This window comes from Burkholderia sp. Bp8984, from assembly GCF_003853755.1.
Lineage (GTDB): Bacteria > Pseudomonadota > Gammaproteobacteria > Burkholderiales > Burkholderiaceae > Burkholderia.
In genome coordinates, this window is record NZ_QTQN01000022.1 from 117,579 (window position 1) to 141,707 (window position 24,129).

Annotated in this window: 19 protein-coding genes and 1 pseudogene; 8 read left to right on the forward strand and 12 right to left on the reverse strand. The window is 65.0% G+C overall.

Annotated features, from left to right (window positions below; all coding sequences use genetic code 11):
* Window positions 1–6: 6 nt before the first annotated feature.
* The 10 genes from DID98_RS22365 to DID98_RS22410 form a co-directional block, all read right to left on the reverse strand.
* The gene (locus DID98_RS22365; RefSeq protein WP_124571445.1) at window positions 7–1,095 is read right to left on the reverse strand and encodes a porin; all 1,089 of its coding nucleotides are present in this window, start codon (window positions 1,093–1,095) and stop codon (window positions 7–9) included.
* Between the two features lie 214 nt (window positions 1,096–1,309).
* Window positions 1,310–1,645 carry a Rieske 2Fe-2S domain-containing protein gene (locus tag DID98_RS22370; protein WP_124571446.1) on the reverse strand — a complete coding sequence of 112 codons (336 nt, stop codon included), beginning with the start codon at window positions 1,643–1,645 and terminating at the stop codon, window positions 1,310–1,312.
* A 3-nt stretch (window positions 1,646–1,648) separates the two neighbouring features.
* Window positions 1,649–1,960, reverse strand: coding sequence for a YciI family protein (locus DID98_RS22375; RefSeq protein WP_044848341.1), 312 nt, complete (start codon window positions 1,958–1,960; stop codon window positions 1,649–1,651).
* Between the two features lie 5 nt (window positions 1,961–1,965).
* Window positions 1,966–2,841: an intradiol ring-cleavage dioxygenase gene (locus tag DID98_RS22380; protein ID WP_124571447.1), complete on the reverse strand. Its 876-nt coding sequence runs from the start codon at window positions 2,839–2,841 to the stop codon at window positions 1,966–1,968.
* A gap of 29 nt (window positions 2,842–2,870) precedes the next feature.
* Window positions 2,871–3,938, reverse strand: coding sequence for a maleylacetate reductase (locus DID98_RS22385; protein WP_124571448.1), 1,068 nt, complete (start codon window positions 3,936–3,938; stop codon window positions 2,871–2,873).
* 7 nt (window positions 3,939–3,945) lie between these two features.
* Window positions 3,946–5,412 (reverse strand): aldehyde dehydrogenase family protein, encoded by a 1,467-nt coding sequence (locus DID98_RS22390; protein WP_124523323.1) that lies wholly within the window; start codon window positions 5,410–5,412, stop codon window positions 3,946–3,948.
* A 40-nt stretch (window positions 5,413–5,452) separates the two neighbouring features.
* On the reverse strand, window positions 5,453–6,472 hold the full coding sequence (locus DID98_RS22395) for a hydroxyquinol 1,2-dioxygenase (protein WP_124571449.1): 1,020 nt from the start codon (window positions 6,470–6,472) through the stop codon (window positions 5,453–5,455).
* A gap of 42 nt (window positions 6,473–6,514) precedes the next feature.
* Entirely contained in the window at window positions 6,515–7,009 is a 495-nt protein-coding gene (locus tag DID98_RS22400; RefSeq protein ID WP_124523322.1) for a hydroxyquinol 1,2-dioxygenase, read from the reverse strand.
* A 114-nt stretch (window positions 7,010–7,123) separates the two neighbouring features.
* Window positions 7,124–8,053 carry a LysR family transcriptional regulator gene (locus DID98_RS22405; protein ID WP_044848336.1) on the reverse strand — a complete coding sequence of 310 codons (930 nt, stop codon included), beginning with the start codon at window positions 8,051–8,053 and terminating at the stop codon, window positions 7,124–7,126.
* Window positions 8,054–8,184: 131 nt separating this feature from the next.
* Complete coding sequence (locus tag DID98_RS22410) at window positions 8,185–9,435, reverse strand: MFS transporter (protein WP_124571450.1); 1,251 nt, start codon at window positions 9,433–9,435, stop codon at window positions 8,185–8,187.
* An 848-nt stretch (window positions 9,436–10,283) separates the two neighbouring features.
* Between DID98_RS22410 and DID98_RS22415 the strand changes: the two genes are divergently transcribed.
* The 6 genes from DID98_RS22415 to DID98_RS22440 all read left to right on the forward strand — a co-directional run bounded on the left by DID98_RS22415 (window position 10,284) and on the right by DID98_RS22440 (window position 19,277).
* Window positions 10,284–13,079 (forward strand): type VI secretion system Vgr family protein, encoded by a 2,796-nt coding sequence (locus DID98_RS22415; RefSeq protein WP_124571451.1) that lies wholly within the window; start codon window positions 10,284–10,286, stop codon window positions 13,077–13,079.
* Complete coding sequence (locus DID98_RS22420) at window positions 13,072–15,384, forward strand: DUF3274 domain-containing protein (RefSeq protein ID WP_124571452.1); 2,313 nt, start codon at window positions 13,072–13,074, stop codon at window positions 15,382–15,384. The genes DID98_RS22415 and DID98_RS22420 overlap by 8 nt, the downstream gene beginning before the upstream one ends.
* Complete coding sequence (locus DID98_RS22425) at window positions 15,381–16,862, forward strand: virulence factor (protein WP_260428104.1); 1,482 nt, start codon at window positions 15,381–15,383, stop codon at window positions 16,860–16,862. The genes DID98_RS22420 and DID98_RS22425 overlap by 4 nt, the downstream gene beginning before the upstream one ends.
* Window positions 16,863–16,933: 71 nt before the next feature.
* Window positions 16,934–17,191 (forward strand): PAAR domain-containing protein, encoded by a 258-nt coding sequence (locus DID98_RS22430; protein WP_124571453.1) that lies wholly within the window; start codon window positions 16,934–16,936, stop codon window positions 17,189–17,191.
* Between the two features lie 18 nt (window positions 17,192–17,209).
* A complete protein-coding gene (locus DID98_RS22435; protein WP_124523316.1) occupies window positions 17,210–17,524 on the forward strand; it encodes a TrfB-related DNA-binding protein in 315 nt (104 codons plus the stop codon).
* Between the two features lie 268 nt (window positions 17,525–17,792).
* Window positions 17,793–19,277 (forward strand): aminotransferase class V-fold PLP-dependent enzyme, encoded by a 1,485-nt coding sequence (locus DID98_RS22440; protein WP_124571454.1) that lies wholly within the window; start codon window positions 17,793–17,795, stop codon window positions 19,275–19,277.
* A 252-nt stretch (window positions 19,278–19,529) separates the two neighbouring features.
* On the opposite strand, the gene DID98_RS22445 is transcribed toward DID98_RS22440, so the two are convergent.
* A complete protein-coding gene (locus DID98_RS22445; protein WP_124524210.1) occupies window positions 19,530–20,645 on the reverse strand; it encodes a DJ-1/PfpI family protein in 1,116 nt (371 codons plus the stop codon).
* An 88-nt stretch (window positions 20,646–20,733) separates the two neighbouring features.
* Here DID98_RS22445 and DID98_RS22450 point away from each other — a divergent pair, with 88 nt between their 5' ends.
* Window positions 20,734–21,744 carry a GlxA family transcriptional regulator gene (locus DID98_RS22450; RefSeq protein WP_124571455.1) on the forward strand — a complete coding sequence of 337 codons (1,011 nt, stop codon included), beginning with the start codon at window positions 20,734–20,736 and terminating at the stop codon, window positions 21,742–21,744.
* A 407-nt stretch (window positions 21,745–22,151) separates the two neighbouring features.
* Window positions 22,152–23,684, forward strand: coding sequence for an amino acid permease (locus DID98_RS22455; RefSeq protein ID WP_124489854.1), 1,533 nt, complete (start codon window positions 22,152–22,154; stop codon window positions 23,682–23,684).
* A gap of 121 nt (window positions 23,685–23,805) precedes the next feature.
* Here the strand turns inward: DID98_RS22455 and glyA are convergent.
* Window positions 23,806–24,129 (reverse strand): annotated as a pseudogene (gene glyA, locus DID98_RS22460) (serine hydroxymethyltransferase); the annotation flags it as partial.

Sequence of the window (24,129 nt, forward strand, 5' to 3'; positions counted from 1 at the left end):
GCGCCATCAGAACATCGTATGCAGGCCGACCCGCGCCACCGCCTGACTCGCTGAACTCGACGCCCCGTTCGGATCGAGCACGCCGTTGATCTGCGCGTTCGCGCCGCTGTTCGCGCGTTGATAATCGGCGGACACGTAGACCATCGTCCGCTTCGTGAACAGGTATTGAAGCGCGACGCTGACCTGATGCGCATGGTTGTCGTTCACGGCTTCGTTGCCCTTCATGTACATGTACTTCGCGCCGAGAAACACGTCCGGCCTGATCCGCCACACGCCGCCGGCCTCGGCCATCCACACGCCGGCATCGTTGAACGAATTGTGCACGGTGGTCAGGAGTGCCTTCGCGCTCACCGCACCGAAGTCGTAGTGCATCCCGACACCCCAGTTGCGCACGCTGGTCGACGGCGTGCCGGGCGCCGGGCCGTACTTCTCGTTCGTATATGCGGCACCGATGCCGAGCGCGCCGACTTCGTAGTTCAAGCCCGCGCTCACGGCATTGTCCGCGCCGATGGAACCGGCCACGCCGCCGAACGCATACATCACGCCGCCCGACAACCCTGCAATCGTCGGCGAACTGTATTTGACCGAGTTCGCGACTGGCTTGCTGCCTGCCGTGCGATCCCAGTCGAACGCGCCGGTCGGGTTACCGGGTAGCGCGAGACGCTGGAACGGGCCATTCCTGAATCCGTACAGCCCCGAGATGTCCATCGAGATCGCATTCCCCTTCGCAAACAGCGAATCGACCATGAAGTCGTACTGATTCCCGAGCCTGATGCTGCCGAACCGGTCGCTCTCGATGCCCACGTATGCATTACGTCCGAAGATCCCGGTCCCGATGATGCTGCCGTTCGCCATCGAGAACTGGTTCACGAGCGCGAACGTCGCGTGATATCCGCCGCCGAGATCTTCCGTGCCGCGAAAGCCGAACAGGTTCGGCGTGAAGATGCCGTCGTCGAACTTGACGTTCTTCCCGCCGCCCTCGTTGCTGACGTACGAGATGCCGCTGTCGATCAGACCGAACATGGTCACGCTGCTCTGTGCGTACGCACCCTGCGCGATGGCCAGCATCGCGAATACTCCAAACCTGAGCTTCATTGCGTCTCCGTCTTTTTTTGAAATTCGAGCCGGTCGCCCGCCACGTCGCGAACGATCCGCTCATGCTTCGTGAAACAACGCCTTCCCGCCGGATCAGGCTTGCATCCGGTCCGGCATAATGAGATTTACTTAGCTTTACTTATCGACTGGAACGAATGAAATCCCGCGCACTTCCGATTTCATCCAGCCTGGTGCAATCGGCCCGGCCGCCGATTCAGGCGCTCCGGCAAATCACCCACGCCGCCGCATCCACTTCGACGGCCACGGCTTCCAGCCCGGCACCCGAACACGGCCCGTCGATACACACACCGTCGTCGAACCGGAACAGCGCACTGTGATGCGCGCACATCAGCACCTGGGATCGATAACAGGAAACGCTGCCCGGCACGAAATCGAGCGGAACCGAGAAATGCGGGCAACGATTCACGTAAGCCCACACCTGCTCCCCGCGCCGCACGACGATGACGGGACGTCCGATGCGCGCCTCATCGACGACCCGCGCGCCACCATCCGGCACATCGGCGAAGCGACAGAGTTGCGTGGCACCCATGACTCACGCTCTCCGCTCGGGATTGCCGAGGCTCCAGTCCCATGGACGCACCTCGACCCGCGAGAACAGCCCTTCCTTCACATACGGATCGTTGCCGACGAACTGCATCACCGCATCGATGTCGTCCGCCTCGACGACGAGCAGCGTGCCGTTCATCGCATCGCCCTGCGGATCGAGCGTCGGCCCGCCGAGCCGCACATACACGCCGTGCTGCGCGGCGGAACGCAGGTAGGTCCGATGCGTCGCCCGCACGCGGTCGCGCACCTCGCGCATGCCGGGCTGGTCCGTCGCGAACACCGCAAAGAATCGCGCCATGTCGGTCAGCTCCGGTCGAGCACGAAGTCGTACGTCGCCTCGCGATACGGGCCGCTCAAGCCGACCCGGCGCGCGAGCTCGTCACCCGCCGCACGCGGTCGATAGGCGACCATCAGCGACGGCTTCACGCCGAAGACGGCATCCGACTGCAGATACGCGTCGTTCTCGTCGAACAGATGCGTGACGAGCTTGCGATAACGCGGCGCGTCGATCATGAAATGCAGGTGCGCGGGCCGCCACGGATGGCGGCCGGTCGCATCGAGCATCTTGCCGACCGGGCCGTCGGTCGGAATCGGATAGCTGACCGGCAGGATCGTCGTGATCGCGTAACGACCTTCGGCATCGGTCCGGTAGCGGCCGCGCAGGTTGCCGTGCGGCTGCGCCGTATCCTGCCCGGAATACATGCCGTTCTCGGCGGTCTGCCACACGTCGAGCACGGCGTCCCGCACCGGCGCGCCGTCGGTAGTGAGCACGCGGCCATGCACGACGACCGGCGTGCCGGGCGTGAACGCCATGTTCTCGCCATACGCGCGCTCGGGCATGCCCTCGATGTAGAACGGGCCGAACACGGTCGTTTCCGTCGCACCGGTGGCGAAGCGATGGTTGATCGCATCGACCAGCATCGACACGCCGAGCGTGTCCGACAGCAGGATGAATTCCTGGCGCACGACGTCGTCGCACATCTGCCCGGTTTCGGTCAGGAAGCGAATCGCGGCCATCCACTCGGCCTCGGTCAGCTCCGTTTCGCGGACGAACGCATGCAGGTGCCGCACGAGGCTCTGCATCAGCACGCGCAAGCGCGGGTTCGGCGTACCGTCGAAGCTGGCGACGACCTGCTCGGTCAACCGCGTGTCGCCGTCATCATGATGATCATTCGTCACGTTCGTCTCCTTTGTATGCAGCCGGCCGCTCACTGCGGCTCGCGCCCTTCCCACGCATGCTGAAGCAACTCGCGGATCGGCGCGCGCTCGATCGGCCGCGGATTCGCGTACGGGTTCCGGCACGCGAGGTCGGCGGCTTCGTCGAGGCCCGCTTCCGGCATTCCGATGTCGGCCAGCGCCGCCGACAAGCCCAGTTGCCGGTTCAACCGGAACAGCAGCGGGCCGGCGTCGGCCGCGTCGGTGCCGCCCAGCGCCCGCGCGACGCGGCGCAGCGCGTCGGGCGCCGCCGCATGGTTGTAGTGCGCGGTATGCGGCAGCATCGCGGCGTGCGTCTGTGCGTGCGGCAGGTTGAAGGTGCCGCCGAGCGTATGACAGAGCTTGTGATGCAGCGCCATGCCGACCGCACCCAGGCACGTGCCGGCGAGCCAAGCGCCATACAGCGCGCGGCTGCGCATCTCGCGGTCGTCGGGCGCGCGCACGATCGCGGGCAGCGCTTCGCCGAGCGCACGAATCGACTCCTCGGCCATCAGGCTGATCACCGGGTTCGCATCTTCCGCGTAGAGCGCCTCGACCGCATGCGCCATCGCATTGACGCCCGACGCCGCGGAAATCCCCGGCGGCAGCGACAGCGTCAGGGACGGGTCATACAGCACCGTACGCGGCAGCACGCGCGCATCGCGTCCGGTGCGCTTGAGCCGGCCTTCCGTGAGCCCGAAGATCGGCGTCATCTCCGAGCCCGCGTAAGTCGTCGGCACGGCGAGGATCGGCAGCGACGACTCGAGCGCAATCGCCTTGCCGAGCCCGATCGTCGAGCCGCCGCCGATCGCGATGCAGCAGTCCGCGCCCAGCTCGGCGGCCATCTCGCGCGCGGCCCGCGCCACCTCGACCGGCACGTGCATCACGGCCTGCGCGCACACGCCGGCCGCACGCTCGCCGAGCACGTCCCGGACGCGTTCGGCGAGCGGCTGCTGCTCGGGCGTCGACAGAATCAGCGCCCGCTGCGCGCCGAGCGCGGACAACTCGTCCGGCAGCCGTTCGAGCGCGCCCCATTCGAACACGACGCGGGACGGCGTTCCCTGATAGACGAAGCGCTCCATCTCGGCCTCAGCGCTTGAAGTGCGGCGGCACCTTGCCGTCGACGTTGACCCACACCGAGCGCGCTTCCGTGTAGTCGTGCATCGCCTCGAAACCCATCTCGCGGCCGTAGCCCGACTTGCCGATGCCGCCGAATGGGCTGCCCGGATTGACGCGCTTGTAGCAGTTGATCCAGCACATGCCCGCGTCGATCCGCGACGCCATCCTGTGCGCGCGGGAGAGATCGTTGGTCCAGAGGCCGCTGCCGAGCCCGTATTCGGTCGCGTTGGCGATCGCCAGCGCTTCCTCGTCGCTGCCGAAGCGCAGCACGGTGACGAACGGGCCGAACACTTCCTCCTGCGCGACGCGGTCGGCGGCGCTCTTCGCCTCGATGACGGTCGGGCGCACGTAGTAGCCGTTCGCAAGTGCCGCGTCCTGCGGCACGCTGCCGCCCGCGAGCACGCGGCCGCCTTGCTCGCGCGCGACGTCGACGAACGACAGCACGCGGTCGAGGTGCTGCTTCGACGTCAGCGGGCCCATCTCGGTGTCCGGGTCCAGCGGGTTGCCGACGCGGATCGACGACGCCAGCGACACGAAGCGCTCGAGGAATTCGTCGGCGATGCGCTCATGCAGCACGAGCCGCGAACCGGCGATGCACGCCTGCCCCTGGTTGTGGAAGATCGCCCACGCGGCGCCGTTGATGGCGGCGTCGAGGTTCGCGTCGTCGAACACGATGTTCGCGCCCTTGCCGCCGAGTTCCAGTTGCACGCGCTTCAGGTTGCCCTGCGACGCCTCGACGATCCGACGGCCCGTCGCCGTCGAACCGGTGAACGCGATCTTCCCGACACCGGGGTGTTCGGCGAGACGCTGGCCGGCCGTATGACCGTAGCCGGGAACGATATTGACGACGCCTTCGGGAAACCCGACTTCGGCCATCAGTTCGACGATGCGCAGCGTCGACAGCGGCGTGATCTCCGACGGCTTGAGCACGACGGTGTTGCCTGCCGCCAGCGCCGGGCCCATCTTCCAGCTCGTGAACATCAGCGGGAAATTCCACGGCACGATCTGGCCGACCACGCCGATCGGCGCGCGCTGCACATAGTTCAGGAAGCCGGTTTCGACCGGAATCACCGAGCCCTGCAGCTTGTCGGCCATGCCGCCGAAGTAGCGGAAGCAGCCGGCCGTGCGCGGCACGTCGAGCGCGCGCGAATCGCGGATCGGGTGGCCGGTGTCCAGCGATTCGAGCTGCGCGAGTTCCTCCGCGTTGGCTTCGATCGCGTCGGCGAGGCGCAGCAGCAGCCGGCCGCGCTCGGCCGCCGGCATCGCCGACCACTTCGGGAATGCGCGGGTCGCGGCTTCGACCGCGAGGTCCACGTCCGCCGCGGTGGCGGCGGCGATCTTCGTGATCAGCGAGCCGTCATGCGGATTGAGCACGTCGATCGTGCCGCGCTCGACGGCGTCGACGAAACGGCCGTCGATGAAAAGTTGGGTTTGCATGAATCGTCCTCGATGGTGTGCTTGTGCGAGCCGGCGCGGCTCAGAACTCGATCGGATACGGCGCCAGCTCGCCGCTCTCGTATCGCTGCGGAAGGTTCGGCGTCGCGTTTTCCCAGACCAGCAGCATCGAACGCTTCGTCGAGTAGCCCTGGTGCCGGATGTCGGCGGGCATCGCGCAGATGTCGCCGGCCCGCATCGTGACGCGCGCGCGCGGCGCGCCGGTGTTCTTGTCGCCGATGTCCCACACGATTTCGTCGGACAGTTGCAGGAACCATTCGACGCGGTCGTTGCCGTGGAATACCGGCAGGATGAATTCCTCGGTGGTCGGGCAGAACAGGCTTCGCCCGCACACGGAGGTCACCGACGGATTCCACGTCACGTCCGAACGCGACAGGTACTTGAACAGGTTGAACGCATGCAGCTCGCCTTCGAAGCCCGGCTTCACGTGCACTTCCGGCTCGTCCTGGCCGACGTCGAGGAACGCGCGGTTGACCGGCAGATCGTCGCGCAGCGGCGAGTCGCCTTCGAGGCCCGGCATGCGGCGCGTCGCGATGCGCGTGCGTTCGATCGCGGAGCCGTTCTCGCCGTGCTTGCGCCCGAACGCCGTGCCGGTTTCCTCCGGCGCCGCGAACGGATCGAAGCCTTCGTTGGTCCAGTCGTGCAGCATCGCCTTGAAGGTCGCCATGATCGTCGGCGTTTCGAACGTCTCGGTGTAGTCGACGCCGGCTTCCTTCAGGATTCCGTTGAACGTGCCCGCATAGACGTCGACCTTGCCGTAGTGATTGCGCGTGCCGAACACGTGATCGAAATTCACCCAGCCGTAGAAGAAGCCCCACGCGACGTCGCGCATCATCGCGCGCAGGAATGCGTCCGCGGGGATCGCGTGCGTGCGGGTCTGGCCTTTCGCCGGCCAGCTGATTTTCACGAAATACTCGTCGCGATGGAACGCGAATTCACCGAGGTGGAAGCGGCGGTAACCGGTGACGGCATCGGCTTGCGTGGCCTGCACCAGATCGGCGCCGAAGCCTGCGGAAAGATCGAGGGTCTCGAGGGTGGCCATAACGTGTCTCCTGGAATAGTTGAATCTTCGCGATCGAATCGATCAGTGCAGGCAGATGTCGGCCCACTTCTCGACGGACAGCTCGCCGAGCACGGTCTGCACGAGCGCGACGCCCGGCTTGCTGGCGGTGAAGCGATACGCGCAGCCGGCCGGCAGCAGTGCCTGGTGGCCCTTGCGCAGCACGACGTAGCCCATCTCGCGGCCCGCCGGCTGCGTGCCGGCGTTCACGGTGCCGCGGCCGGTGGCGGGCGGGTTGTCGAGCTTGATGAAGTCGATGCGGACTTCGCCATCCATCTGGATCGCGAACTCGTCGTGCGCGCACGCGAACCACGGCGACTGGCCTTCGGTGCGCAGCACTTCGATCACGTATTCGAGGTTCTTGCCGGCGACGACCTTTTCGTAGGGCGCCGACTTCGATGCGATCTCGAAGACGTTCGAGAACGCGTAGTGTTTTGCGCTGCCGCTGGTGATTTCGATCTCGCCCTTCGTGTAGCCGTCGAGCGAGCCAAAGACGGTGTGGAATGCCGTGTCGGTCATTGCTGTCTCCTGAGTTGAACCGCTTGTTGGATTCAACTTTAGGGGCGACGACGCCCGTCAACAAGGCAACGGAGCGCGACTACGGCATTTGCGTTTCGCGAATAATCGCTTCGCTCAACGAACCCAGCCGCGCTCCAGCAGCGGGCGATCCCACGGCGACTCGTCGCCGATGTATTCGACGAGGAATTCGACCAGCGCCTTCACCTTCAGCGCCTGTCGCTGCGTTGCGGGATAAACGGCGGCGAAGCTCAGCGGCGCGATCTGGAAGTCGGTGAGGATGGGCACCAGCCGGCCCGCGACAAGCGCGTCGCTCGCGACCAGCGTGGGCAGGCACACGACGCCGCCGCCCGTCAGCGCGTACTCGCGCAGCAGGTGCACGGAGTTCGAGCGGATCATGCCCGGCAGCTCCATTTCGACGACCTCGTCGCCGCGTGTCAGCGTCCAGCGGTTACGTGATGGATAACCCGAATACAGCGCCGTGGTGTGCTGCAGCAATTCGCGCGGATGTTGTGGCGCACCATGCGCGTCGAGGTAGGCCGGCGATGCGCAGAACAGGCGTCGGACCACGAACAGGCGCCGCTCGATCAGCGACTCGGATATCGGCGGAAAGATCTGGAACGCGATGTCGAACCCTTCTTCGACAGGGTCCACGACACGGTCATTGACGATGATGTCGAGCTGGATGCCCGGATAGCGGCGATTGAATTCGGCGAGCGGCACGCCGAAGTGATCGAGCGCGAAGCCGGGCAGCATCTGGATGCGCAGCCGCCCGGTCGGCGTCGCGCGCAGCTCGCGCATCTGGTCGGTCAGCTCGTTGACGCGCCCCACGACTTCCGCGCATTCGCGGTAGAAGGTCTCGCCCACTTCGGACAGCCGCACGTGGCGCGTGCTGCGATGGAACAGCGGCGCGTTGACGAACTTCTCCAGCTGCTGGATGCGGTTCGTCACGACCGAACTGGTGACCCCAAGCTGCCGCGCCGCTTCCGCGAAGCTGCTCGCCTCCGCGACCCTGACGAACGCCTCGATGCTCAGAAACCGGTCCATGCCGCACCCTTCCCGAAAGCCAAACCGGCAGTCTAACCGCACCTGCCGGCCGGGTGGGTCACGCCGAACGCGTCACACTGTCACCTGACGGGTGTCAATCCCGCCGGCTGCGCGCATGACCGCGGGGCACGTTACGGCTGCTTGCCCGCCGACAGCTCCGGCTGCACGCCTACGCGGCGCTGCAACACGGCCGGGGCCGTCTCCCGCAGCAGCATGCTGACCACGATGCCGAGCAGCACCGCCCCCATCGGCAGCCACAGAATGTTCTGGATCCCGAAGTGCGCGGCGACGTAGCCGCCCATCGCCGGCGCGATGCCGCCGCCGAAGATCTCGCCGCAACCGACCACCACGCCGATCGACGTCGACACGAGGCCGACGGGCGCGGCTTCGGTCGCGACGGGGCCCGACAGCAGCGACACCAGCCCGAGCGTGAAGAACGACGCGACGAACAGGACAACGAACAGCACGACCGGTTGCGGGCCGAGGCCGCGGAAGATGTAGAGCATCGCCGCCGTGCCGGCGAAGCCCGCGATGCTCGCGAGGCGGCGGCCCACCACGTCGGACAGCCCCGGCAGCCCGAACTGCCCGAGAAAGCCGCCGAAGCCGATCGCCGACACCACGAGGCCCATCTTCTGCGTGCCGAGCGCAAGGTAATCCGTCAGGTACAGCGGCAGCAGCGCGCCGAGCACGAACACGCCGGTCATCGCGCAACACAGGGCGGCCATCGCGACGAGGATGTTGCGGCTCTTGAGCACATGGCCGAGCGACGCCGGCGCGTGCTCCGACACGACCTCCTTCGCGCGCTTCGGTTCGCGGATCACGAAGAACATGATCGCGCCGAGGATCAGCCCGGGAATGGCCACGAGCGCGAACACCCAGCGCCACGACACGACGTTGAGCAGTTGGGTCGCGATGATCGGCGACAGCGCCAGCCCGAACAGCGCGAAGCCGCTTTGCTGCAGCCCGAGGTTCAGGCCGCGCCGCCGCGGGTGCGACGCGTCGGCGGTGGCCGCGAAGCTGGTCGGGCAGAACGAACCTTCGGCGACGCCCATCAGCCCGCGGATCGCGATCAGGCCGAGCAAGCCGCCCGCGAGGCCCGAGAAGCCGGACAGCAGCGAGAACGCGATGATGGCGGGAATCAGGACCTTGCGGCGGCCGACCTTGTCGGAGATGCCGCCCATCAGCGCCGCGAAGATGCCCCACGACAGGCCGAGCACGCCGATGCAGTTGCCGACGTCCTGCGCGCTCAGGTGCAGGTCCTTCATGATCGAAGGGAACAGCGGCGCGATGAGCCAGCGGTCGAGGCCGACCAGGCCGAAGCCGAGCGCCAGCAGCGTCACCGCCTTCCACTCATAGGAGGTATCCCACTCGTTTGCTTTCATGTCTGTCTCCGTGGATTGGTCCGCTTGCGCGCGCCGGGGCGTCCGCGCATCAGCCAGGTCCGTTGTCTTGGGTGTGCGACGCGACGTGAGTCGCGAGGAAGTGGCGGCCGCCTGTCCGGCTTCGTTCCGGGTGCAGGCGTCGAATTCAATCAGCCGACGCCCGAACGATAGGTGCGCGCACGCAGATCGGGTATGGAACAACCGGCGAACGCGCCATTCGCGAAACGCAAATAATCGGGCGCGGCAGGCGGGAAAGGTCGATGGAGAAGCGCTGTGCGAACGGCGGCAGCGTTGAAGCAGCGCTCCTTCCCCGGTTACGGGGGAATCCCTCATAGACATCAGCGGTGCCCGCAGGCGACGCCGCTTGCGCGACCGATGAACGCGGTTCGGCGCGCCGCCCGGCCGCGCGCCGATCAGCATGCGGCGAATGACGAGACCGGCAACCGGCAGATGCGCTCCGAGCAGGCACGAAGCAATCCGTCCACACGTTTTTCGTCAGCGCAATACGCCGCCATTTTCTTCGATATCAGACGGATCCTATCTTCGAAATCCATAATCGATTTTATTTAAATAAAAAAACCTGCACGACAACCACACAATCTGACAGAACCACCTTGCGCCCGCCCTTTTTACCGATTAATACGAGACCTTTCAAAATCATCCAAATCGCCGAAAAAGAAAAATACCGTTTCAAACCAATCATCCAGCCAGACAAAAACAAAAATACATTTATCGAGACCGACAAGCTTGATATTCTCGACGCGAATTTTCGATCCGATTTCCTCAATTCAAACAGGACCGCATTTCAAACAAATCCTAATCAATAAAAAAGCAATGAGATTATGGCGATGTCGATAGCAAGAACATTTCGGGAATTTGCGTCCAGTCTGACCGACGGGAACTCGCGACCCGTCGATCTCCATTTCGGCCGGGCGCAGCGCGCGGTCGGCCACTTGCTTGCGCTCCATCACGCCGATATCCGCGAAGGCCTGATGTCCGGCATCGACGGCGAGCTGACCTGCGTGTCGAGCCACGATCATCTGTCGCCGACGCTGTTTCTCGGCCTGCCCGTATCGGTCCGGCTGACGACGGACCGCGGCAGTACGCGCGCGATCAATGCGATCGTGCGTGAAGTGCGAACCGGTCAATCCGACGGCGAACTGACCGTCTATCAATTGCACGTGTGTGACGCGCTGTCGTTGATGGACCGTCGCACCAACGCCCGCGTATTCCGATCGCGCCACGTGACGGAGATTCTCACGACGCTGATGAACGAGTGGAAACTGCGCAGCCACGCACTCGCGCGCGCATTCGATTTCGACCTGTCCGGCTTGCAGGCCGATCGCTATCCGGTGCGCGAACTCACGCGGCAGGTCAACGAGTCGGACGCTCGTTTCATCCGACGTCTGCTGCGTCGGGAAGGCATCACGGTCTTCGCGAAGGCCGAGCCGGCCGGAGGCGCGCGCGGCATGAACGGCGCGTGGCCGATTCATACGCTCGTGTTCTGCGACGACCCGCATCGCCTGAAGGAAGCGCCGGCCGGTACGCTGCGGCTTCACCCGCGCGACGCCGGAACCGAACAACGCGACACGGTGACGCTTTTTGCGCACTGCCAGAGCGTGTCTCCCGGCCAGGTCCGCCGCGCGTCCTGGGACTACAAGCCAGCCCGTGCAGATGACTCCACCGCTGTCACGGACCTTGACCAGGGCGAAGCCGGGAACGACCTTGCGCGCCTGCTGACCGACGTCGCGATCGACATCCCGCACGTCGGCGACTCATGGCGCGATCACGATCGCATCACGCGCGACCGGATACTGGCGCATCAGTTCGAAGCCGAGCGTTACGACGGAATCAGCAGCGTACGCGACCTGCCCGTCGGCCACTGGTTCACGCTGACGGGCGACCCGGAGCTGGACATGCGGCCGGCCGATCGTCGCCAGTTCGTCGTCACGTCGGTTCGGCACGATATCTGGAACAACCTGCCGAAGCCGCTCGCGGGCCGCGCGCACACATTGTTCGCGGCGAGCCGGAACCTCGCGCAAACGGCTGCGCCGGCACCTGTCGATCTGCCGGAGCAAACCGACACGCGCTATGAAAACCGTTTCACGTGCGTGCGACGCGGCGTGCCGCTGAAGCCCGCCTATGATCCGAAGGTCGACGTACCGCCGGTGCACCTGCTGACCGGCACGATCGTCGGCGCGCAGGGCGAGGAAGTGTTTTGCGACGGGGCCGGCCGCGTGCGCGTGCTGATCCACGGGCACGATCCGGCCGATCACGCGCACGCGCAAGGCGCCGGAACGAACGGCCGGGCCGGCGACAGTGCGCCGATTCGCGTCGGTACAAGCCTCGCCGGCGGCAACTTCGGCGCGCTCTTCCTGCCGCGCGTCGGCATGGAAGTGCTGCTGGGATGTCTGTCCGGCGATCCGGACCGGCTCGTCATCATCGGCGTGCTGAGCAACGGCGCGAACCCGCCCGTGACGTTCACCCATACGGGCGCGCTCCCCGGCAACCGCTTCCTGTCGGGCATCAAGACCAAGGAAATCAACGGCCGGCGCTACAACCAGCTTCGTCTCGACGATACGCCGTCGCAAATCTCGGCGCAGCTGGCGAGCGAACATGCGCATACCCAACTGAATCTCGGCTATCTGACGCAGCCGCGCGAACACGGACACGGGAAGGATCGCGGCGAAGGTGCCGAGCTGCGCACCGACGCCGCCGCGGCTCTGCGCGCGGCGCAGGGCATCCTGTTGTCGACCTATGCGCGCACACGGGCCACCGGCGGTCAGCTCGATCGAGACGAACTGATTCGACTGCTCGACGAATGCACGGCGCTGTTCAAATCGCTCGGCGACTATGCCGGCGAGCATGGCGGACAGTCGGCCGATACCGCCGGTCAGGACAACGTCGCCGATGCGTTCCGCAACTGGACGCCTGACGGTGCGCGGCCCGGTGCGACCGGCGATGCGCCCGCGTTGATCGCGTTCGGCGCGCAGTCGGGGTCGCTCAACGTCACGCCCAGGACGCACGTCATGTATGCGGGCGAGAACATCGATCAGATCGCGCAGCAACACGTTCAGGTCAGCAGCGGCGAGCGCATCAAGCTGCATGCCGGTCGTGGTGTCGCGATGTTCGCGCACGGCGACGGTGTGTCGGCGATCGCGAATCGAGGGAAGGTCACGATTCAATCGCAGCACGACGATACGCAGGTCGATTCGGCGAAGAACCTTCAGTTGACGGCCAGTGGCGGAAACCTCGTCGGCACGGCGAGCGATGAAGTCGTGTTCGTCACGTCCGGTGGCGCGTATCTCAAGCTGCGCGGCGGGGATATCGAACTGGGATGTCCGGGGACATTCACGGTGAAGTCGGCGGGGCATGTGTGGGACGGGCCTGCGAGCATGAGTGCGGATATGCCGAAGTTTGGTCAGGACACGCTTGGCCGAGTACCGAAGCTGGTCCGATCCACCGACGGCAACGCGGCGGCGGGATTCGAGGCCGAGGTCAACAGGCCGTCCGGACCGCTGTCGAACTTGTCGAGCGATGCGGCCGGCCAACTCCCGGCTGTCGATGCTGACCAGTTCGAGAGGCTGGCGGTGCAGTTCATCAAAAAAAAATACATAGGATCGCGAAGGAATCTGCATGACTGATTCATTTCTTGAACCGCCGCTGATGGCGACTGCTCATCGCGACCAACCTGCGGCGAAAGTCGATGCTGACGACGTAGCTGTGTCGCGGCCGGCACCGCCGCCGATCGTCGTCGGCCGGGGCGAAGGCGTGACGATGTTCGCGAAGAACACGCCGCTCATCTGCATCAAGCAATTGCCCTTGCCCGGTATCGTGATCTTCGTGCATGGGGTGAATTCCGAAGGCGAATGGTTCGAGGCGTCGGAGGACGGGCTGTGCAAAGGCCTGAATCGCAGGCTCGGACGTCTGGACGATCAGATGATGTATCACGGTATCGATGCCGGACAACTGACGCCCGCGAAGTACACGGAGAGTTTGACGCCGGATGGGTTTCTGAATCCGAAGCTCTGGTCCGGCAACTACATCAAGCCCGAGCCGTCGTTCTCGCCCGTCATTCATTTCCGCTGGGGCTATCGCGCGACAGCTGCGGAATTGAAGGAGTACGGCGACAAGATCTTCCTGAACGAGAAGGACTATTGGGGCGGCGGCCCGTTCACGAACGGCTGCGCCAGTCTGCCCGATCTTTGGCACGGCGGTCTGGATGATCGAACGATGGGCTGGATGACCGTGCAAGGCATCAATCCGACCAATCGGCCGCTGTACCGCGCGCCGCCTCGAGCGTATGGCGTACTCGCCGCGTTGCGCCTTGCCAGGCTGATCGAGTCGATTCGCCGAATGCAGGCCGATGTCCCGATTACCGTCGTATGCCACAGCCAAGGAAATATCGTGGGCCTCACTGCGGCGTTCTTCGGCGACGCATTTCCCGATGTTGAAGATCCGTGGGGACGCACAGGCCACTGCGTGGCAGACGCCTACGTGCTGGCGAACGCACCATATAGCTTGGCGAACGCAGACGGCCCATACAAATCCGACACGTTCATGGATACCTGGTCGCAACGCGCGACGAAGGACGCGAGCGGCCAACGTGGACGACAAACCTACGCCGCGCGCACGAAGACATTCGGCAAATTCCTGTCGATCATCAGCGCTCGAAAAGCTTACGAACAGCCTGCCGACAAAATCGACGAGGACATGGAAAACGAGCGGGTATCGCCGACGAGCAAGCGGTCTTATGCGGCGCAAGAGGATCGCGCGAGGCACGGGCTGAATGAATCGACGTATGGCCGCGTCACCGCATATTGCTGTCCGCACGATCAAGTGATTTCGGCGGTGACGGTGCAAGGGATCGGCTGGCGCGGCATCAGCAAGCACGAACTCGACGATATCGGCGCGGCCGGTATCCTGACGCAGCGCGTGTTTGCCTCAGGTTTCCCGGTCGGCGTGCAGAAACCGTACCGATACTGGGAAGACGATTGGCGGCATGGCAAACAAGGAACGAAGCCGGGGTTCTGGTATCCGCCGTCGCCGCCGGCCAAATTCAATCTCGTCGGCGCGATCAAAGGAAATGAATCGGTTCTGGGCATGGCGGCGACGCTCGTGACCGCGCCACTCATGTTCGTCGTGACCGGCATCAGTTCGGCATTGAACATGCTCCGCGTGAACGCCGATCCGCCGAAGGGCTGGACGGTGGTGGCGGATGCCCCGGCGCTTGACGAGCCATTCCCGCCGAAGGCATTGCGATTCGGCAAGTCAGTCGCGACCAGGGACGGCGACGCGATCAGCGACTTCAACGAAGGCAACGATCCGCCGGCTGCATGGCGCGACGCGAACAAGGCTGACGCGGACAAGCGAGCCGACGACCCCTACGACCAGTACAAGGCGAAGAACCAGGACAGCGTCGCTCAAGGTACGGCCGCAACGGAAGCCGGACAACGTTACGAGGACCGCGCGCTGATGCGAATGGAAGCGCGTCGGACGCTAAACACCGAATGGCTCGACGGCGACGGCCACGTGATCGGCGAGGACGGCAAAAGCGCGATGCCCGAAGGCTACAAGGATTGGCGCGACAAACAGATCGTCGGTTGGCTCGATCGCGGCACGACCAACAGCCCGACGAATCACTCGACGACGATGACCAACCCAGAGCATGCCGAAAAGGCGCTTGCGTATGACGTCGCTGTTGGCCTGTGCTATCTGACGGAAAAGCAGATCAACGCGCTGCGCGTTCAAGCCGACTGGCGCATGGCAAGTGGAATCTCGGATGACGATCGGAACAAGAAATTTGCGAAGTACTTCAAATCCGGCACCGTCGATGGACTCCCCATGCATAAATGGGTTCATGCAGAGAACAGTGAGGGCAACCTACCAGGCACGATCTTGGATGAACGCGAAGGTGAGTTCTATCTGAAGGCCGGAGACTTGATATGACGGCACTGATTGCTACATGGCCGCGCCGAATCGCATTTGCCGTTTCGGCATGGCTGATCACTATCCTGTTCATGGCCTCGCTGGTCGCGTACGTAGAACAACCCGACCCGGCACATCTGGAAATAGGTGATTGGATGAAACGATTGGTTCTCTTACCTGGTTTGGTCGCTCTTATGGTGCTTCTGTTCACCACGGCTGCGATGCGCGCTGCGCACGCCGGCTCCACTCTGAAGCCAGCAGCGAATGCAGCACCTGCTATAGAAAAAACGGCGAAGCCGATCATTGCCCAGGTCATCGGCCTGATCTGGCTGAATCCGTTGCAACGCAAGGACTATCCCACAGAGTGGCAATTGCTTTGGGCGCAGGGACTTGTAGCACCAAACAAGAATGACGATATGGTCCGCACGGATCCGAAGTCCTTTACTACAGTGCAATCAGTAGCCGGCATTGCGTACGGCAACGAGGGGCAGGAAACGTTCAAGGGCTTCTACCATAAGTACATGGAAGAATTCCTGGATCTGCTACGCAACCGCTACGCGATGAATGCATCGTACTTCTACACGGTTAAATCCGAGAACTCTCAGGATTGGCGCGAGCTGGCAGGCATCCACGTTGAGCAGGCAATCCCTGAACGACTCGAAATCGCCGAGTCGAGGGAGTTTTTGACCAAGGAAATTGCAGATACCTTCTTGATCGGAAATCCGCATTTCCCGACGATGTGGAGCCGCGACACGCCCCCCGACGTGCAAATCACTCAGGGCGGCGCAAACGCCGGCTTCACATCGCTGAACAACGCGCTGGACTACTTGCAGGCGAACCCCGACAAGACCGTATGGGCGATGAATTGGGACGCCCCGAACTTCCCGCCCACGGATGCGCAGATCAACGAGAACCTCGTCGTATTGTTCCTCGCCGGCCCGAACTTCAACACCGAGCGCGAACCACTCGCCTGGATCGGCAAGGCCGCAACCAGCAACACGCACGATTTTTCGCCGAAGGTCGGCACGACGCGAACGGTGCAGGCATGGAAAGCCACGATCGACGAAGCAGCACGCAACGCCGGTGTCGCGGTCACGGACCTGAATTACATCGTCCACGACGCAGGTGTACCCAGCGACGCAGCGTCGTTACGCGTTGTCTCGCTCGCGCAGACCTTGACCGAAACCCTCCCTGAATACGACCACACGAATCAGACCTTCAACACGGCCGCCCTGCTCGGCGACATGGGAACCGGCAGCGCATTGACCGATGTCGCACTCGCAATCGGCCGGATCAACCACTTCGGCGGCAACGCCTTGGTCGCCGGCACGACCGCCCCCGAGCACCCCGTCGCGGTCGTCGTCAGGCCACCGTCGAAGCTCACCCCGATCGATCCGGACCAAGACTGGTTCCGCGCACGCGGCGGCAACAACGCGTACCTCCCCTGGTGGGGACGTCGACACGACACCGACTACGGAATGCAAGGCTATTCGTGGTGATGCAAACCAGCGCGGCGGCATGTGGCGAGTAAAACGCCAATGCCGCGCGAATCATCGAGAGGACAAGTCATATGCGAGGAATCATCCGGGTAGGCGACAGCCATACCCACGGCGGCCGGGTCGAGTCCGGCGCCGACATCAGCAAGGTCATGGGGCGCGCGGTCGCGCGCTTCGGCGACACGTGTTCGTGTCCGATCCACGGCACCTGCACGATTGCCGCCGGCGACGCTGCCTTCAACGTCGAAGGTCGGGCCGCCGCATTCGACGGTCACAAGACTTCGTGCGGCGCGACGCTCGTTTCTTCCATTCCGAACTCCGGGCGCCCCTGAATGCTGAAGACACGACGCATGACCGCCGAACAGTTCCGACTGCTGCGGCTTCAAGATACCCGCATCAAACCGTTGAACCAATGGGCCCTGCACGAGATTTTCGTGAAGGGCCGCCCACAGCGCGAGCTGGCCGCGAAACTGGGTATGAACCGCTCGGCAATGTCGCAGCTCGTTCGCAAGGCGTGGCAGCGATATCTGGAACTACCGGGCAACGTCACGCACCTCACCACGCTCACGATTACGATCCCCACGAAATATGAGCAAGCGCTGCATGCGTGGGTGCAGGACGCGCATCGTTTATCGAATCAGCCCGATCAAGACGAGTTGACGTGATCGACGCGCCCCTCAGGGCGTTCACGGACATCCGATACGTCGCAGGCAGGCCGGGCAACGCCCATCGGCAGCGCCCGGCCGCGCCGGCATCCGCATGAACAATTCCCGATCTTCCGTCAGGTCCAGACGAAAACAAATTCTCCCATATCAAACAAAAAGAAAACGTTATTCCACATCGCTCTGAATTCCCAGCCAACTTTGGATCCTTTTTCCCCGTCCTCCCTCGTATCATTTCTCCCATTCCGAAGAGAAAGAACCAGAGAAGGACATGAGCGATACCACCCCGCTGCACTACCTCGACTACGCAGCCACCACCCCCGCGGATCCCCGCGTGATCGAAGCGATGACGGCCTGCCTCGGTGCCGACGGCATCTTCGGCAATCCCGCGTCGAGTTCGCACGCCGCCGGCCGGCTCGCGAAGGAAAAGGTCGAGCACGCACGCGCGCAGGTCGCCGCGCTGATCGGCGCGCAGGCCGACGAGATCGTCTGGACGTCGGGCGCCACCGAATCGAACAACCTCGCGCTGAAGGGCTATGCGGAAGCCGCGACCGGCAAGCGCCACCTCGTCACGAGCCGCCTCGAACACAAGGCGATCCTCGACACGATGGCGAACCTGTCGAAGCGCGGCATGACCGCGACCTACCTGACACCCACCGCCGACGGCGAAATCACCGTCGACGCCGTGGCCGCGGCGATCGGCCCCGATACGGGCCTCGTGTCGCTGATGCTCGTCAACAACGAACTCGGCACGCTGACCGACATCGGCGCGATCTCGCGCATCGTGCATGCGGCCGGCGCGCTGCTGCACGTCGACGCCGCGCAGGCGCTCGGCAAGACGCCGATCGACGTGCGCGCGCTCGGCATCGACCTGCTGTCGATGTCCGCGCACAAGGTGTACGGCCCCAAGGGCATCGGCGCGCTGTTCGTCCGCCGCGAGATCGCCGAGCGCATCGCGCCGCAGATCCACGGCGGCGGGCACGAGCGCGGCCTGCGCTCGGGCACGCTCGCGACGCACCAGATCGTCGGGATGGGCGTGGCGTGCGAACTGGCCGCCGAGAAACTCGAGCGCGAAGCCGCGCGGATCGCGGCACTCAGCGCACGCCTGAAGGACGCGCTGCTCGCGCTCGGCGACATCACGCACAACGCGGCAGCGGCGCGCCGCATCCCGCACACGCTGAGCCTCACGGTGAACGTGCCGGGCTTCTTCCCGTTCATGCTCGGCGATGCGCTCGCCGTGTCGTCGACCTCCGCATGCAATTCGACCAGCGGCGCGCCGTCCCACGTGCTGACGGCGATCGGCCTCGACGAGCAAGCCGCGGGCCGCACGGTGCGGATCAGCTTCGGCCGCTTCACGACGGAACAGGACGTCGATTTCGCGATCGCATGTTTCGCGCGCGCGCTCGAGCAATGCCGGGCCGCGGCAGCGACCGGGTTCACCGCATCGCGACAGATCACGCCGGCGGACCTGAAAGCGATCCGCAGCGCCGGCTTTCGCGCGGTGATCTGCAACCGGCCGGACGGCGAAGGCACCGATCAACCGGCGTTCGAGACAATCGCCGCCGCTGCGCGCGAACTGGGCCTCGACGCGCGCTATCTGCCGGTCGAACGCGACCGGATCGGCGATGCGGAAGTCGACGCGTTCGGCGCGCTGGTCGATGCGCTGCCGAAGCCGGTGCTCGCCTATTGTCGAAGCGGAAGCCGCGCCGGGATGCTGTGGAACCGGCTGACGGCGCGGCGGACGGCAACGGTCTGAGCGCTACCCGCATGTAAGAAGCATCGCGCGCGTCCACGTTCATGCTCGAAACCGACGTTTCGACGCGTGGCCGCCCGGGCGTCGCGATCAAACGCCGAATGCAAGTCGGTGGAAAACGCGAAGTGCGCGCGATGTGCTGCGCGCATGTCCGCTGGCACCGGCCGGGCTCGTCGATCGCGACATCGTCCGCCCGGGCCTTTTCCGGCGTCGAAGGCACGGTTTGCGCCGGGCAACGCGCAAGCCCGGCAGCCGCTACTTCGCATACTCCAGTTGCAGCGCCACCCAGTCCGACGTCGCGTCGCCGTAGCTCGCCGCGACGTCGCCGAGCACACCGGGCAGCACCGCTTCGCCGCGCCGCCCGTCCGGAATCGTCACGCGCGCGTGGCCGGCATCGGCCGGTTGCGTCAGCAAGCGCAGCCCGTGCTTCGATTCGATCACGTGCGCGTCCGCCGTTGCGACGATGTCGCTGCGCCACGTCCGCGCCCACGCATCCGCGGTGAGCGCAACCGGAAGTTCGTCGAATCCGCTCGCGACAGGCAGATCGAAGGTCCGATGCCGCCAGAACGCGACGCGATTCGTCAGTGCGGTCGCCACGGCACGCGCGGTCAACCCGAACCGGCTGCCGTCGTGAACGTCGCTCCATCCATGCGCGCCGATGTCGCGTGCCGTTTCGCGCGCCGCCACCGGCCCCGCCAGCGCATTCACCAGCGCAAGCGACGCGGGAATCGACGCCGACACGCCGCTCGTCGTCATCACGTTGCCGTCCATCACGTAGCGGCGATCGTCGACCCACGCCGTTTCGGCAAAACGGCGACGCAGCCCGTCGCGCGAATACCAGTGCGCGGTCGCGATGCGATCGCGCAGCAGCCCGGCGTTCGCGAGCACGGCCGCGCCATCGCAGATCGCCACCATCGTGGCGCCGGCAGCGGCCTGTTTGCGCAGCCACGCGAGCACGGCCGGCCGGTCGGCACGATGCAAGGCCGGCACGATCACGACGTCCGCGCCGAGGGGCACGTCCGCGTCGAACCGGTCGAACGTCGTATCGGCCAGGATCCGCAGCGCGGGCATCAGTTCGACCGCGCCGGCGTCGGCCGACACGGCCACGACATCGGCCGCGCCCGACGCCTTCAGAATCGCGTACGGAACGATGAAATCGGTCGTCTCCGTTCCGGCGTTGTCCGCGACGATCGCAACGAGCGGCCGCGTGCGGCCCGCCTTCGGTGCGTTCACGCTCAGCGTTTGCGTGACCGTTCGTGCGCCGTGCGCGGCCGACGGCCCCGACTGCCCCGACATGCACGCGCCCAGCACCGCGCATACGAGCAGCGCCACCGCCACGCGCATCGCCCCGTTTCTGTTCCATTCCCGCATCGCCCACCCGCGTCAATCGATTGCACGTGCGGAAAATTACAAGGATCATGCACGCGGTCACAAGGACAACTCCACCGCACTTTCCGCCATGCCCCAGTCAACCGGTCCGGCACGCGACATCGTCGTCGTCGGCTTCGAAGGCGTCCAGTCACTCGACATCACCGGCCCGATGGAAGTGTTCGCGGTCGCGAACCGCCATCTTCCCGGGCATGTCCCGCGCTATCGGCTCACGCTCGCATCGCAACACGGCAACGACATCGTCACGCACGCGGGCCTGCGTCTTGCCGGCCCGACCGCGCTTGCGGCGTTGCCCGAGCCCATCGACACGATCATCGTCGCAGGCGGCAGCGAAGCGGCGCTGCGGCACGCGGCGTCGAACGCCGGCGTGCTGCCCTGGCTGCGCACGCGGATCGCGAGCACGCGGCGGATCGCGAGCATCTGCACGGGCGCGTTCGTGCTCGCCGCGGGCGGATGGCTGGACGGCAGGCGCGCCACCACGCACTGGAATCAGTGTGCGACGCTGCAGGCGCTTTGCCCCGACGTGCGGGTCGAGCCGGATGCGATCTACGTGAGCGATCCGCCGTTTCATACGTCAGCCGGCGTGACGGCCGGCATCGACCTGTGTCTCGCACTCGTCGAGGCCGACTGCGGCGCGCCGACCGCGCTCGCGGTCGCGCGCGAGCTCGTGCTCTTCATGCACCGTCCCGGCGGACAGGCGCAGTTCAGCGTCGGTCTCGACATCCAGGCAAACGCGACGCCACCGATGCGCGCGCTGCTCACGTCGATCGCCGACGACCCGACCGGCGATCTCGGCGTCGCCGCGCTGGCCGCGCGCCTGCACATGAGCGAGCGCACGTTTGCGCGCAATTTCCTCAAGGAGACGGGGCTCCCGCCCGCGCAATTCGTGCTGGCCGCACGCGTCGAGCGCGCGAAGGCGCTGCTGGAGCGGGCAGACTGGCCGCTCGAACGGGTCGCGCAACGTTCGGGGTTCGGCAGCGTGGATGCGCTGCAACGTGCATTCGCGAAGCGGGTCGGAATATCGCCGCGCGACTACCGTGCGCGGTTCGGACGGAAACCCGGCAAGCAGCAGGCCGAGTAGGCCGCCCCAGGTTCCCTGCCGGGCCGACTCACGGGATTGCGACACGGGGCGCGGTCGACTTCAGAAAGCGATTGCGGGCCATGTCGCCCTTCACGGGGCGCACTTTTTCCCCGGCTGTCGCATTTCGACAAGTACGGATCATCCCGATCCGCATGGATTCCTTACAAATATTCAGCACGCCACGCGATGCCCCCGAACGGTGCACCCGTCCGGAGTTTCGCCGGATTGCCGAAATCCGATATCGCCGCGAGATTTGGCTTCATACCGTTCCGTATCGGACCGGATACGCGATCGCCATCGATGCATGACAACGCGTGCCCGCCGACGAATTCCAGGAGCGGGCCGCAGCACCGGGCCCGGGCAGCGATGACGGTCCTGCCTCGCAGGACATACGTGACGGAGCGAATATGGATGCGAAAATCCAGCCTGATGCAGGTATCGACAGCGACGTAAGCCTCCTCCACAAGATGGGATATGCGCAGGAGCTGTCGAGACGCATGAACGGCTTCTCGAACTTCGCCGTGTCGTTTTCGGTGATCTGCATTCTGTCGGGCGGCATCACCGCGTTTCAACTGGCGTTCTCCGCGGCCGGCGGCGCCTCGGTCGGCCTCGGCTGGCCGCTCGGCTCGCTGTTCGCGCTGATCGTCGCGGTGTCGATGTCGCAGATCGCGTCCGCGTTTCCGACCGCCGGCGGCCTTTATCACTGGGGCGCGATCCTCGGCGGGAAGAAATGGGGGTGGATGACGGCGTGGCTCAACCTGATCGGCCTGATCTTCGTGATCGCGGCGATCAACTTCGGCACCTACGATCCGTTCTTCAAGACGCTGATCGCACCGATGTTCGGCGTCGGTCCGGACAGCCTGACGTGGTGGCATCAGACCGCGTTCATCACGGTCATCACGATTTCGCAGGCGATCCTGAACGCACGCGGCATCCGGATCGCGAGCAAGATCACCGACCTGTCCGGCTACCTGATCTTCGTCGTGACGATCGCGCTGGTCGTGTCGCTGCTGGTCTACTCGCCGGTCACGTTCGACCTGCATCGGCTCGTCACCTTCACCAACTACACGGGCGTCGACGGCGGCGCCTGGCCGAAGCAGACCACGCCGCTCGCGTTCCTGTCCGGCCTGCTGCTGGTGACCTACACGATCACCGGTTTCGACGCGTCTGCACATACGTCGGAAGAAACGCACGACGCGGCGAAGAACGTGCCGCGCGGCATCATCGGCTCGGTGTTCTGGTCCGCGGTGTTCGGCTACGTGATGGTGTGCACGTTCGTGCTGGTCATGCCCGACCTGACCGCCGCGATGAAACAGGGCACCGGCTTCTTCGAAGCGATCCTCGCGCCGATCCCGAAGACCTTGCGCGTCTGCCTCGAGCTGGCGATGTTCTTCATCAACTACGTGTGCGGGCTCGCCGCGATCATGTCGACGTCGCGGATGATGTACGCGTTCGCGCGCGACGGCGGGCTGCCTGCGTCGAAGCTGCTGCGCAGCGTGAATCACAATCACCGGACGCCCGGCCCGGCAATCTGGACCTGCGCCGTGCTCGCGATCGTCGTCACGCTGTACGGCGACGCGTTCTCGGTACTGAGCGCGGGCAGCGCCGTGTTCCTGTTCATCTCGTACGCGATGCCGATCGGTTCCGGGATGCTCGCCGAAGGGCGCACGTGGACCGAAAAGGGCCCGTTCCAGCTGGGCATCTGGTCGAAGCCGTGCGCGCTGCTCGCGCTGGTGGGCGCGTGCGTGCTCGCGTACGTCGGCATCCAGCCGCCGAACGAGAAGGTGCTCTACGTGCTCGTCGCGTTCGTGGGCGTGCTGATGGTGATCTGGTACGGGTTCGGCGTGCGCAAGTCCTTCGCCGGGCCGCCGGTGCTCAAGGACACGCGTAACGACGAGCGTATTCGCGAACTCGAGGCGAACGTCGATCCGACCGTGTGACGCGACACCGGTTCGCGCACAGCGCAAAAAATCCGGCTCGCGGTGTGCGAGCCGGATTTTTACATCGCTTCGGAACGAGCGAGGCTCAATCGCATCGACGGTCGAACCCGATTGCCGCGTCTCAGCCGTAGACCGGGAAACGCTGCGTCAACTCCGCGACCAGACCGCGTACGCGTTCGATCGTCGCGGCATCTTCCGGTGCTTCCAGCACGTCGGCGATCAGGTTGCCGACCTTCTCCGCTTCCGCCGGACCGAAGCCGCGCGTCGTCATCGCAGGCGAACCGAGGCGGATGCCGCTCGTCACGAACGGCTTCTCCGGATCGTTCGGGATCGCGTTCTTGTTCACCGTGATATGCGCCGCACCGAGTGCCGCTTCCGCTGCCTTGCCCGTGATGTTCTTCGCGCGCAGGTCCACCAGCATCACGTGGCTTTCGGTGCGCCCCGA

What these genes read in the sequence shown, in the direction of transcription:
- DID98_RS22365 (WP_124571445.1), bottom strand. Translation starts at nt 1,095, where the DNA reads ATGAAGCTCAGGTTTGGAGTATTCGCGATGCTGGCCATCGCGCAGGGT.
- DID98_RS22370 (WP_124571446.1), bottom strand. Translation starts at nt 1,645, where the DNA reads ATGGGTGCCACGCAACTCTGTCGCTTCGCCGATGTGCCGGATGGTGGC.
- DID98_RS22375 (WP_044848341.1), bottom strand. Translation starts at nt 1,960, where the DNA reads ATGGCGCGATTCTTTGCGGTGTTCGCGACGGACCAGCCCGGCATGCGC.
- DID98_RS22385 (WP_124571448.1), bottom strand. Translation starts at nt 3,938, where the DNA reads ATGGAGCGCTTCGTCTATCAGGGAACGCCGTCCCGCGTCGTGTTCGAA.
- DID98_RS22390 (WP_124523323.1), bottom strand. Translation starts at nt 5,412, where the DNA reads ATGCAAACCCAACTTTTCATCGACGGCCGTTTCGTCGACGCCGTCGAG.
- DID98_RS22395 (WP_124571449.1), bottom strand. Translation starts at nt 6,472, where the DNA reads ATGGCCACCCTCGAGACCCTCGATCTTTCCGCAGGCTTCGGCGCCGAT.
- DID98_RS22400 (WP_124523322.1), bottom strand. Translation starts at nt 7,009, where the DNA reads ATGACCGACACGGCATTCCACACCGTCTTTGGCTCGCTCGACGGCTAC.
- DID98_RS22405 (WP_044848336.1), bottom strand. Translation starts at nt 8,053, where the DNA reads ATGGACCGGTTTCTGAGCATCGAGGCGTTCGTCAGGGTCGCGGAGGCG.
- DID98_RS22410 (WP_124571450.1), bottom strand. Translation starts at nt 9,435, where the DNA reads ATGAAAGCAAACGAGTGGGATACCTCCTATGAGTGGAAGGCGGTGACG.
- DID98_RS22415 (WP_124571451.1), top strand. Translation starts at nt 10,284, where the DNA reads ATGTCGATAGCAAGAACATTTCGGGAATTTGCGTCCAGTCTGACCGAC.
- DID98_RS22420 (WP_124571452.1), top strand. Translation starts at nt 13,072, where the DNA reads ATGACTGATTCATTTCTTGAACCGCCGCTGATGGCGACTGCTCATCGC.
- DID98_RS22425 (WP_260428104.1), top strand. Translation starts at nt 15,381, where the DNA reads ATGACGGCACTGATTGCTACATGGCCGCGCCGAATCGCATTTGCCGTT.
- DID98_RS22430 (WP_124571453.1), top strand. Translation starts at nt 16,934, where the DNA reads ATGCGAGGAATCATCCGGGTAGGCGACAGCCATACCCACGGCGGCCGG.
- DID98_RS22435 (WP_124523316.1), top strand. Translation starts at nt 17,210, where the DNA reads ATGACCGCCGAACAGTTCCGACTGCTGCGGCTTCAAGATACCCGCATC.
- DID98_RS22440 (WP_124571454.1), top strand. Translation starts at nt 17,793, where the DNA reads ATGAGCGATACCACCCCGCTGCACTACCTCGACTACGCAGCCACCACC.
- DID98_RS22445 (WP_124524210.1), bottom strand. Translation starts at nt 20,645, where the DNA reads ATGCGGGAATGGAACAGAAACGGGGCGATGCGCGTGGCGGTGGCGCTG.
- DID98_RS22450 (WP_124571455.1), top strand. Translation starts at nt 20,734, where the DNA reads ATGCCCCAGTCAACCGGTCCGGCACGCGACATCGTCGTCGTCGGCTTC.
- DID98_RS22455 (WP_124489854.1), top strand. Translation starts at nt 22,152, where the DNA reads ATGGATGCGAAAATCCAGCCTGATGCAGGTATCGACAGCGACGTAAGC.